The sequence below is a fragment of the Spiroplasma sp. TIUS-1 genome (genome assembly GCF_010365785.1).
Classification (GTDB): Bacteria; Bacillota_I; Bacilli_A; order Mycoplasmatales; family Mycoplasmataceae; genus TIUS-1.
Map to the genome: position 1 here is coordinate 735629 of NZ_CP048387.1, position 12670 is coordinate 748298.

General features: G+C 29.6%; 9 protein-coding genes. All 9 read right to left on the bottom strand.

Annotation, left to right across the window (positions count from 1 at the left end; translation table 4 throughout):
* Position 1 precedes the first annotated feature (1 nt).
* Positions 2 to 592: a GIY-YIG nuclease family protein gene (locus STIUS_RS03325; protein ID WP_162649962.1), complete on the bottom strand. Its 591-nt coding sequence runs from the start codon at positions 590 to 592 to the stop codon at positions 2 to 4.
* Positions 582 to 1280 carry a folate family ECF transporter S component gene (locus tag STIUS_RS03330; protein ID WP_162649963.1) on the bottom strand — a complete coding sequence of 233 codons (699 nt, stop codon included), beginning with the start codon at positions 1278 to 1280 and terminating at the stop codon, positions 582 to 584. The genes STIUS_RS03325 and STIUS_RS03330 overlap by 11 nt, the downstream gene beginning before the upstream one ends.
* Positions 1267 to 2352 (bottom strand): Mur ligase family protein, encoded by a 1086-nt coding sequence (locus STIUS_RS03335; protein WP_162649964.1) that lies wholly within the window; start codon positions 2350 to 2352, stop codon positions 1267 to 1269. Before STIUS_RS03335 ends, STIUS_RS03330 begins: the two co-directional genes overlap by 14 nt.
* Positions 2345 to 5185, bottom strand: a complete 2841-nt coding sequence (uvrA, locus tag STIUS_RS03340) for an excinuclease ABC subunit UvrA (protein WP_162649965.1) — start codon at positions 5183 to 5185, stop codon at positions 2345 to 2347. The genes STIUS_RS03335 and uvrA overlap by 8 nt, the downstream gene beginning before the upstream one ends.
* A 1-nt stretch (position 5186) precedes the next feature.
* A complete protein-coding gene (uvrB, locus tag STIUS_RS03345; RefSeq protein ID WP_162649966.1) occupies positions 5187 to 7163 on the bottom strand; it encodes an excinuclease ABC subunit UvrB in 1977 nt (658 codons plus the stop codon).
* A gap of 100 nt (positions 7164 to 7263) precedes the next feature.
* Positions 7264 to 10128: a preprotein translocase subunit SecA gene (secA, locus tag STIUS_RS03350; protein ID WP_162649967.1), complete on the bottom strand. Its 2865-nt coding sequence runs from the start codon at positions 10126 to 10128 to the stop codon at positions 7264 to 7266.
* Between the two features lie 38 nt (positions 10129 to 10166).
* Positions 10167 to 11105 (bottom strand): ComEC/Rec2 family competence protein, encoded by a 939-nt coding sequence (locus tag STIUS_RS03355; protein ID WP_162649968.1) that lies wholly within the window; start codon positions 11103 to 11105, stop codon positions 10167 to 10169.
* Positions 11106 to 11360, bottom strand: coding sequence for a hypothetical protein (locus STIUS_RS03360; protein WP_162649969.1), 255 nt, complete (start codon positions 11358 to 11360; stop codon positions 11106 to 11108).
* Positions 11361 to 11430: 70 nt separating this feature from the next.
* Positions 11431 to 12618, bottom strand: coding sequence for an elongation factor Tu (tuf, locus tag STIUS_RS03365; RefSeq protein ID WP_162649970.1), 1188 nt, complete (start codon positions 12616 to 12618; stop codon positions 11431 to 11433).
* Positions 12619 to 12670: the final 52 nt, after the last annotated feature.

Below are 12670 nucleotides of genomic sequence, written 5' to 3' on the forward strand. Positions count from 1 at the left end.
GTTATTTTAACATGTATTGTTTCTTGCAATGTTTTCTAATGCATTTTATTTTTATGTCATATGACATTACATTTACATCAGAACTAACAAAAGAAACATTTGTCATCCCACCTCCGCAATTTATGCAGTGGTATTTTCTATCTCTCATTCTCTTATTTGCATTAACAAACTTATTTCAGACCTTAGCAATATTTAAAATTTCACTTTTTAATCTTTCTTGTTCATTATCTGAAATTAATATTATCCCAAAATATAAATCTTCTATACCTTGATTGTTGATGTTTAATATTTTTAATCATGATTTATAAGTTTTACTTTTTGTCTTTTCCAATCCGACTTTATGAGTTTTTATTCTATTTTTTATATTCTTTGAAACTCCAATATAGCTAAATGTTAACTGTTCATTATTATTAGAAAAAATGGCATAAACACCTTGTACGTTTTTTTCATAATTATTAATATTAATTAGTTTATCAACAAGTAAAAATTTTATTGTTTTAAAATCATCTGTGGCTACTTGTATTGCCAGTTTTCGATTTGTTTCTATGTTACTTCTCTTTGCAACATTAATTTCGGCAAATTTATATTTCATTAACTACACCTGTACCTTTTGTTTTTAAGTACCATCAACAATCTTCATCATTCATTCTTTTTATAATTTGAATAAATAAAAAGAAGGTTGCCGAAATTAAAGAAATATAAATTGCTAAAGAGATTGGTAATTTTATTAATTTCAAAGCCATATCAACATAAACATATTCACCATATCTCATACTGAACAATCATATTGGATTCAATACAATTGATTGTAATATGTAAGCTAAAGAATATAGAATTGCTCCCTTTAATAAAATATGTTTTTTACCAAATAGCAAAGTTACCCCTCCCGCAAAACCTATGATTACAGAACACAACATAAATCCAGCATGAAAAGCTCCACCACCAAGTCCAAGCAATGAACCCACTAAGTCTCCACATATTCCAGCTACAACTCCTAATGTGGGGCCATAAAAAATTCCAACTATAAATATTAATCATTGTCCAAGAGCTAACTTAATTGACAAAGAAAATATTGAAATGTTATATCCTAATAAGTTTGTAAGTATTGCAGATAGTCCACAAATTGTTCCCACTATCGAAATGTGTAATATTTTTGTTTCTGTTAATCTTTTTCTTTCGATAAAAATTGCTGCTAATAGAAATGCTCCGACTAATAACCATGATATTACATTTGTAAATATTAATAGAAATTGGTCACCTTCAAAATTACGTATCGCCATTTCCAAACTCCTCAACAATTAACGGTAGAAAATAAAGACTACCTGTAGCAATTATATTTCTATGCAAATTATCTCTAACTGTTTTTTTTCAATCATTTGTAAAGTTTTTTTGATTTGAAAGATCAACTGATTTTTCACTTTCAAAATTTACAAACAAATATTCATTATCTTTAAATATATTTTTACACATTTGGACTTTTGACAAATCGGATAAACCAATTAATATAAGTGGCTTTTCAACATCAGAAATAGTTATTGCTAACTTTTCAAGTGCATCAATATTATGAGCACCATCAATTAATAGTAATGGTTTACTTTTTAATATGGTCATTCTACCAAGTAATTTATTTATTGATAGATCTACTTTTAAATTAAAGTTATTAAAAACACACTCAACCAAACCTCGATTATCTCTATCAAAAATATTATTTGAATTTGACTCATCAGCAAATATAAACTCAATATTTTTTTGGTCAAAATATTTTTTATATTTCTTATTCGAGTTGGCTACAAATATCTTAGACTTACCTTTTCATATTCCTATTTTTTGGTCAATTATATCTTCAATTTTATTCCCTAAAATATTAATATGATCAATTGATATGGATGTTACAATTACCGCTAACTGGTTTTCAAACACATTTGTTGAATCAAATTTTCCACCTATACCAGCTTCAATAATTGCAACTTCAACATTGTTATTTGTAAAATGGATTATACCTATGAATGTCCATATTTCAAAATATGTAAGTTCATATTTTCTAATAATTGAATTATATTCATCTAATATATTTTTTATTTCTTCATCAGTAATATACTCATTATTAATTTGTACTCTTTCATTGTGAAACAAAAAAGCAGGAGATATAAACATACCTACTTTTTTATATTGAGTTTTCATTCCTTCAGACAACATCAGTGTTGTTGATCCTTTACCATTAGTTCCTACAACACTTAATACTTTAATGTTGTTTTCAATATTGTTAAACTCATTTGTTAACATTTCTTTTAAACGGTAGTTCTTTTTGAATATTAAGTCCTTAGGAAATATCTCTTTGTTTACACTAATCATTTTTTAAATATGGTTCTAAATACTCAGCTGTATAACTTCCTTTTGCTTTTAATAATTGTTCAGGTGTCCCAGATCCAACAATTAATCCACCACCTGTTCCACCGTCTGGTCCTAAGTCAATTATATAGTCTGACATTTTAATAAAGTCTAAATTGTGTTCAATTGTTAAAACTGTGTTTCCATAATCAACTAATTTATTTAGTACTTTAACTAATCTAGAAACGTCATCGATATGTAAACCAGTTGTTGGCTCGTCTAATAAAAACAATGTATTTCCAGTTTGTCTTTTCAATAGGTGTGTTGATAATTTAACACGCTGAGCTTCCCCACCAGATAATGTTGTACCGTTTTGACCTAATTTAATGTAACCAATTCCAACTTCTAATAATGTGTCTAATTTATCTTTTATATTAGGTATATTTTCAAATAGAGTACTTGCTTCTTCAATTGTCATATCCAAAACATCTGAAATATTTTTACCTTTGTACTTAACTTGTAGAGTCTCTTCATTGTATCTTCTTCCCAAGCAAACATCACATTTTATTTCTACATATCCTAAAAACTGCATATCAATTTTTACAATACCATCTCCACGGCAATTCTCACATCTACCACCTGGAACGTTAAATGAAAACCTACCTTTTGCATAACCTCTCATTTTAGAATCAGGAGTCATTGTAAATAAATCTCTAATGTCATCAAATACAGATGTATATGTTGCTGGGTTAGATCTTGGTGTTCTACCAATAGGGTCTTGAGAAATATAAATTATTTTATTTACATTATTTGCTCCTGTAATTTTTGAAAATTTACCGGTTCTAATTCTCTCTTTTCCAATTTCGTTCTTAACACCTTTATAAATTATTTCTTCTAGTAACGTCGATTTACCTGAACCTGATACACCAGTAATTGAAATAAATTTTCCAAGTGGAATTGTCACATCAACATTTTTTAAGTTGTTTTCACGTGCTCCTTTAATTTCTATTGTTTTACCATTTCCGCTTCTACGTTTTTTTGGTATTTCAATCTTTTTAACTCCACTCAAATATTTTCCTGTTAATGATTTATCATCTTTCAAAATTTGTTCATAAGTTCCTTCGAACGTAATTTCACCACCGTGTTCTCCAGCCCCTGGACCAATATCAACAATTCAATCTGACGCTTTCATTGTGTCTTCATCGTGTTCAACAACAATTAATGTGTTACCTAAATCTCTTAATTTTTTTAAAGTTCCAATTAACTTATCATTATCTTTTTGGTGCAATCCAATTGATGGCTCGTCAAGAACGTAAAGTACTCCTGATAACTTCGAACCAAGTTGTTTAGCAAGTCTAATCCTTTGAGCTTCTCCACCAGACAATGACATTGAAGCTCTTTCTAAGTTTAAATAACTTAAACCAACTTCGTTTAAAAAACTTATTCTTGAAACTAATTGCGTCATAACAAGTGAAGCAATTTCTTCTTGTTTTTTTGTTAAATTAATATTTAATAAAAAGTCTAAATTTTCCCCAATTGTCATTGCAACAAAGTCTGCAATACTTTTGTTTTGAATTTTAACAGCAAGAGCTGTCATGTTTAGTCTTTTACCTTTACATGCCTCACAAGTTCTTGAAGACATATATTTTAAATAGTTTTTTCTAGCATCATCTGAGTTTGTTGAAATATATCTTCTTTGAATTAAAGACGAAATTCCATCTAGTGGTTTTGATTGTCTGTATACACTACCTGACGAAGTTTCAATTGTCACATCAACATCATATTCACTACCATTTTTAATAATATCAATTTGTTTATTTGTAAAATTTTCAATTGGAACATCAAGTGAAATTTTGTAATGTGCTAATAATTTTGAGAACATTTGTCAATCAATGTTTTTTGATCCAACAGTGTTCTTGAAAAATGCAATAGCCCCTTGGTTAATAGTCAAAGATTTATCTGGAACTATTAAATTAAAATCGGGAATCATATTTGTCCCTAATCCTGAACACTCCTCGCAAGCTCCATCCTTTTTATTAAATGAAAATAAGTTTGGTTCCAAATTTGAAATCATAAATCCACATTTTTTACATGAATGATTCGTTGAATATAAAACTTCTTTGTTTCCATTTTTTGGTTCTACAATTTTTACAAGACCCTTTGAATACATTGCACACATTTCAATTGCAGAAAACAATCTAGAATTTAAATCATCAGTATTTTTATAGATCAAACGATCAACTACAATTTCAATATTGTGTCTTTTGTTTTGTTCTAATTCAATATCATCTTCAAGTAGTCTCATATCGCCATCTACAATAACACGAACAAAATTTTCCTTTTTTAAGTTATAGAACAAGTCCTTATGAGTACCTTTCTTATCTCTAACTATTGGTGACTGAATAAAAATTTGATCACCCTCTTTTACATTCTTTTTGACAGAATTATAAATCTCTTGAACAGTTTGAGAAGAAATTTCTCCATGTCCATTAATACAAAAAACTTGACCAATATTTGCTCAAAGTAATCTTAAGTGATCGTGAATTTCTGTTGCAGTTCCCACAGTTGATCTTGGATTATGGCTAGTTGTTCTTTGGTCAATTGATATTGCAGGTGATAAACCTTCAATATCATCAACTCGCGGTTTTTCTGTAGTTTTAATAAATTGTCTAGAAAAAGATGAAAGTGATTCAACATATCTTCTTTCACCTTCTGCATAAATTGTATTAAATGCTAATGACGATTTACCAGAACCAGATACACCAGTAAATACAACAAGTTTATTTTTCGGAACCTCTATATTAATATTTTTTAAATTATGTTCTTTCGCCCCAATTACAATAATCTTATCTTTCATATTATTCTCCCTCTAGCTGTATGATTATGTCTCTTAATTTAGCTGCTGTTTCAAAATCAAGTTCACGTGCTGCTATAATCATTTCTTTTCTTGTTGAAGCTATTAACTTCTCAATTTCAGTTTTTCTTTCTTTCAACGATTTAGATTTAAGTTGTGCAATTTTGCCCCTAATATCTCCATCATGCAATGATGCTGCCAAATCTTTGGTTATTGTTTTTGGAACAATGTTATTTGCAATATTAAAATCTTCTTGAATTTTACGTCTTCTTGAAGTTTCTTCCATTGCTTCTTCCATAGATCTACTAATTGTGTTTGCATAAAAAATAACTCTACCATTTTCATTTCGTGCAGCTCTACCGATTGTTTGTATTAGACTTCGTGTATTTCTTAAGAAACCTTGTTTATCTGCATCTAATATACAAACTAAACTTACTTCTGGAATATCCAGTCCTTCTCTTAAAAGGTTTACTCCAACTATTACATCATAAACACCTAAACGTAAATCATTTAAAATTTGGCTTCGCTCAAATGTTTTTAGTTCTGAATGAATATAGGCAACTTTTATATTTTTATCTTGTAAATATTCTGTAATACTTTCTGAAGACCTAATTGTCAATGTTGTTATGAATACTTTTTCACCTTTAGGAGTTCGTAAATTTATTTCTTTTATAATATCGTCAATTTGACCTTCTTGCTTCCTTACCTCAACAATTGGATCAAGTAACCCAGTTGGGCGAATGATTTGTTGTGCAACATTTTCTTTTGCCAACTCAAGTTCATACTCACTTGGAGTTGCTGAAACATAAATAGTTTGACCAATTTTTGACTTAAATTCTTCAAAGTTCAGTGGTCTATTTTCTTTTGCTGAAGGCAACCTAAATCCATATTCCACAAGCGACTCTTTTCTGCTTCTATCAGTTTGATACATACCTCTAATTTGGGGCATCGTCATATGTGATTCATCAATAACTGTTAAGAAACCATTCGAACTAAAAAAATCAATCAATGTTCAAGGTACAGATCCTATTTCTCTAAAATCTAAATACATTGAATAATTTTCAATTCCAGAACAAATACCAAATTCAGATAGCATATCTAAATCATAGTTAGTTCTTTTTTGAAGTCTGTCAAGTTCAATATATCTACCTGCTTGATTTAATTCTTTGCTTCTTTCATTTAGTTCTTTTTTAATGTTTTCAACAACAATATTAATTTTGTCCCTATCACTAACATAAGCTACAGCTGGATAAATTGTCAATGTTCTTAATGATTCTAGTTTAGTATTGTTTAATGGTTCATATGTTCCAATGCTTTCAATTTCATCTCCAAATAATGAAATCTTATAATACATCTTGTCACTTCACCCTGGTCTAATTGTTATTGCGTCACCTTTAACTGAAAAACTACCAATTTCATCATCAGTATCATTTCTAATATAACCCATCTGAATTAAGTCAGTTAATGTTTGTTTAAGATTTATTGTTTCTCCTAAATCTAATTGAAGAAATATTTTTTCATAAGTAGTTGGATTTTGTGTTGGATAAATTGCAGCAACCGAAGCCACTACAATAACATCATCTCTAGTAACTAATGAGTTTAATGTTCTAACTCGCATCATGTCTAAATCAGCATTTCTTCTAGCATCTTTGCCAATATACAAATCTCTTGCTGCAACATACGCTTCTGGTTGGAAAAAATCGAAATGTGAAACATAGTACTCAACTTTGTTGTTGGGAAATAATTCCTGCATCTCAACATATAATTGCATAGCAAGTGTTTTATTGTGTACTAAAACTAGAGTAGGTTTTTGAACTTTGTTTATTACGTTTGCAATTGTAAATGTTTTACCAGTCCCAGTTGCCCCTAACAATACTTGATCTTTTACTTTGTTCAAAACACCTTCAGCTAATTTATCAATTGCAAGAGGCTGATCACCTGACGGTGCAAATTTTGTAACTAACTTAAATTTCTTTTCCATATTTCCTCCAAAATGTAAAAAACACTACAAACGACAAAAGTCATCAGCAGAGTGTTTTTATTATATATTAAAAAAAACACCCTTGGATGTTTTTCCTTTGTTAACCTATTTTTGTCAAAATGTCTATTTGAGTACTATCGTCATTATCATCGATATCATTAATTAACTTTTCTAATTGAGGATTTTCTTTAATAATTTTATCTAAGTCCCTAATCAAGATTGCTTCTTGTAATAATTGCTTTCTTACATTATCAGGTTGACCATGTGATAGTTTATTAAACATTTCCATTATTAAATCATTATTACCTCTAACTTTTTTGAAGTTATATTTCGTGGCAACAGCAACTATCATTTCATCTGTAATTTGAACTTGTTTTTTTTGTTCAAAAATCATCTTATCTAGTTTTTGCATAAATTGAGATAAAATATTTTGCTTAATTAAAATATTTCTTTTTTGTTCTTCTGTAAGTTCACTTGAAAGAATTTCTTGAAATCTTTTTTCAACATTTGGTCTTGTAAATTGTTCTTTTTCAATTCCTATTTCACTTAATATTTGTTTCACATCTGCTTCAGTAATTCTAACTTCTGGTTTAGTTTCGTGAACATGATCTTGACCAGATTGTTGAATATTTAAGTTTGGCATCATATCATCATTAATCGAAGTTATTAAGTGTTTAACTGAAACACTTGCTATATTTATCTTCATATTATTGAACATTCTTGATGACTCTTCAATATACTCGTGTAATGGGTTATTTTGAGCATATTGCTGTAAATAAATACCAGATCTTAATTTTGAAGAAATGTTAATGTGCTTAGTTCAATATGAATCCAAGTTTTTAACTATAGTAGTTCTTTCAATTTTAGTTCTAACATCTTGTGGAATATTTCTTGATTTATATAGATAATATTGCATCATAAGTACTTGAATTTTTTTAGCAATCCCTGCCTTATCCAAACCTAAATAATCGTTTTTGTTTCATGAGTTAGGATCTATAAAATCTTTTACTATATCATTTTTTAATCTATCAAGATTTATAATCCTTTCTCCACGCACAACCTCAGATGAATCATTAACTATTTCATAAGCTGTTGTATATTGAAATCTTTCTAATACTTTTGTCAAATCCTCTTGTAATAAGATTGTATCTCTCTGAGAATAAATTGATTCACGTTGTTGTGAAAGGATATTATCATAATCTAAAATATTTTTTCTTTGATCAAAGTTTAATCCTTCTAATTTTTTTTGTGCATTTGTTAATGCTTTGGTAAACATTTTTGAGTTTATATGATCATCTCCAAGTTTGGCAAACATATTTCTTACTCTAGGTGATGAAAACCTAATCATTAAATCATCTTCCATAGTTATATAAAATCTTGATGAACCTGGGTCACCTTGACGACCTGCACGTCCACGTAACTGATTATCTATACGACGAGCTTCATTTCTTTCAACACCTATAACAAATAAACCACCATTTTTTTTAACATCATCTGAAAGTTTAATATCAGTACCACGACCTGCCATGTTTGTTGCTAATGTTATTGATCCAACTTGCCCGGCCATTTCGACAATATCTGCTTCTCTATGATGATTTTTGGCATTAATCATTTCAAACTTCAGACTTTCATTTGTAAGGTATCTTGAAATTTGTTCTGATGATTCAACAGATGTTGTACCGATTAGAATTGGTCTACCGTTTGCAATAATTTCCTTAATATCTTTTGTCATTTTTAACAATGCAGCTCTTTTAGTACCAAATGTAAAGTCAGGTAAATCTTTTCTAATTACTGGTTTGTTAGTTGGACATTGAATTACACGTGTATTGTAAATTTTAATAAATTCTTCTTCTTCAGTCTTCGCAGTTCCTGTCATACCTGAAATTTTTGAATAAAGTCTGTAAAAGTTTTGATAAGTAATTGTAGCAAGAGTTTGAGTTTCCTCTTCAATCTTTACCCCTTCCTTAGCTTGAAGAGCTTGTTGTAGGCCATCTGAATAAGAACGACCATCCATAACCCTACCAGTAAATTGGTCTATCAATTTAATTTCCCCATCAGAAACCATGTACTCAACACCCTCAGAAAATGTAAAATTCGCACGTAATGCGTTTGTAATTAAGTGAAATAATTCTGAGTTCTTAATATCAAATAACTTAACAAGCCCAAAGAATTTTTCAGCTTTAGCAATTCCTGAATCAGTCATATTTATTTGTTTTGTTTCCAAATCAAACTTTAAATCCACATGTTTATTTAATTTTTTTGCAAAACTGTCAGCAGCTTGATATTGATTGTTTCTATTCTGAGTTCCACCTGAAATAATTAAAGGTGTTCTTGCTTCGTCAATCAATACTGAGTCAGCTTCATCGATAACAACATAATTTAGACCTCGTTGTACTTTTTGAGCAAAATCAATTACCAAGTTATCACGCAAGTAATCGAATCCTAATTCCGCATTTGTTGTGTAAGTAATATCTTGAGAATATGCTTGCCTTTTTAAGGGTTTAGATAAAGCCCTACCATTTAGCCCTACAGTTAAACCTAAAAAATTAAATACTACTCCATTAATCTTACTATCTCGTCCTGATAAGTATTCATTAACAGTAACAATATGAACAGGTTTTCCTGTTAGCGCATTTAGATAAACAGGAAAAATTCCTGTTAAAGTTTTTCCTTCACCCGTTCTCATTTCGGCAATATCACCATTATGTAAAATAATTCCACCAATCAACTGAACTTTATAAGCCTTCATTCCAAGTTTTCTATAAGCTGCTTCACGAGCAACCGCAAAAGCTTCAACTAATATTGAATCCAATGACTCACCATTTTCTTGAATTCTTTTTTTAAATTCATCTGTTTTTGAACGTAATTCTGTATCTGACAGTTTTGCATATTCACTTTCAAGAGCAATAATTTCTTCTGCCAATTTACTATGTTTTTTAATTATGCTTTTATCACTTGCTGCCATATTTAATTTCCATTATCATTATGACTATTTTAACATATCTAATAACTTTGAATAGTTTTTGATGTTTTAAAAATTTCATGAATTCTTGGGAAGTATTCCAAGGAATGCTCTCCACTATAATTTTTTGCATATCCAGTTACGTAAGTATCCTGACAGCTATTTTGAATTTTGCTGAGTATATTCTCTGTTGGAAAATTATGTCCTCCAGAATATTTACTCCAACTTTTAACATTATTTGTTCCACTTATGATGCATTTTTTTGGTTTGATTTTTTTTAATAAATTAAATGTTCCTGAATTATCACTACCATGATGAGGTACCTGAAAGTAATCATAATTTGTAAATTTCATATTTAAATTTTTTGTAGGCTCATTTTCAGTATCACCTGTTAACAAAAATCTATTATTGAGAAGTTCAAAATCTAATATCATGGAATTGTTATTTTCATTTTTATTTATTTTAAAATTTTTTGTAACTCATTCATAAGTTAAATTTTTAAAAGTTATGTTTTTAAATTTATATGTATTTTTAAAACTAATAATATTTGCTCCTGTTTCTGAGATATAACTCTTTATTTGATTATTCATTTTGTCAAAATTATAAGGAACACTGATATTTTTAATTTTAAAATTTTTTGCAATAGTTTTTAAGTTTGAATAATGATCAACATGGTTATGAGATATAAATATATTTTCAATTATTTTGATCCCATCTTCTTTCATGTAATTTGTTGGAAAATTGGAATTACCTTGGAATGTATTACTCCAGTTTATTGGATTACCTCCAATTCCACAGTCAAATAATATAGCACTATCATCAATTTTAAGATACGAAAATAGACCATTGCCTACGCTTAAAGTGACAAACGCAACATTATCCTTGTGTTGAATTTTTAAAATGCTACCGCTAGTTATTACTATTAATAGATAAAAAGGCAAAAATACTATAAATAATATTTTGATAATTAATTTGTGCACCTAATTTAATATTCGATCTTTTGAAGGCATATTTTCAGATTTTATTTCATTTAATAAAAATTCATTTTGATCAAATAACTCTTGGTTGTCTTTTATTAACGCTTTATTAATTGTAATTAATCCTCGAAGGGATTCAATCATATCGTGCATATCTTTTTGCAATTCTAGACTAAGTAATTCAAAGTCTGTATCTTTATTTATATTTTTCCCAAGACATTGTGACATATCTTTATATTGTGCTTCTGTTAATTTCATTGTGTTCCTCCACATTTATTAACGTCACAAAATAAAAAAAATTTAAAAATAAAAAAATAATCCAAAAGGATTATTTCATAATTTTAACAACTGTTCCAGCACCAATAGTTCTTCCACCTTCACGGATTGAGAATTTTGTACCTTGTTCAACAGCAATTGGTTTGATTAATTCAACTGATAATTCAACATTATCCCCTGGCATAACCATGTCTGTACCTGCAGGTAATGACACTTCTCCTGTAACGTCTGTAGTACGTACGAAGAATTGAGGACGGTATTTGTTGAAGAATGGTTTATGTCTTCCACCTTCTTCTTGTGTTAAAGCATATACTGATGCAGTAAATGCTGTATGTGGTTTGATTGAACCTGGTTTAGCAATAACTTGTCCACGTTCGATGTCTTCACGGTTAACTCCACGTAGTAATGCTCCAACATTATCCCCTGCTTCTGCACGGTCTAATAATTTTCTAAACATTTCTAGTCCTGTAACAACAACTTTTTTTGAACCTTCAACTAGTCCGATAATTTCAACTTCTTCGTTTACTTTACACATTCCACGTTCAATTCTACCTGTAGCAACAGTTCCACGACCTGTAATTGTGAAAACGTCTTCAACTGGTAATAATAAAGGTTTGTCTGTTTCACGAGCTGGTGTTGGGATAAATGAATCAACGGCTGCCATTAATTCATTAACTTTTTCAACTCATTTAGCTTCACCATTAAGTGCTCCTAAAGCTGATCCACGGATAACTGGTGAGTTATCTCCATCAAATTCATAAGCAGATAATAGATCTCTAACTTCCATTTCAACTAAGTCAATTAACTCTTCGTCATCAACCATGTCACATTTGTTTAGGAAAACAACAATTGCTGGTAATCCTAATTGTCTTGATAAAAGGATGTGCTCTCTTGTTTGAGGCATTGGTCCATCTGTTGCAGCAACTACTAGAATTGCTCCATCCATTTGTGCGGCACCAGTAATCATGTTTTTAACATAATCGGCGTGACCTGGACAGTCAACGTGTGCGTAGTGTCTATTTTTTGTTTTATATTCAACGTGTGATGTATTAATAGTAATACCACGTTCTCTTTCTTCTGGTGCATTATCAATATTTGCGTAATCTTTGAATTCTGCTCCACCTTGTTCTGCTAATACTTTTGTAATTGCAGCTGTTAATGTAGTTTTACCGTGGTCAACGTGTCCGATTGTTCCAATGTTAACGTGAGGTAAACTACGATCAAATTGTTCTTTTGCCATTTGATGATTCTCCTTAAAGTTTGTTCTTAATAATTTTACTTAATTTTATTGA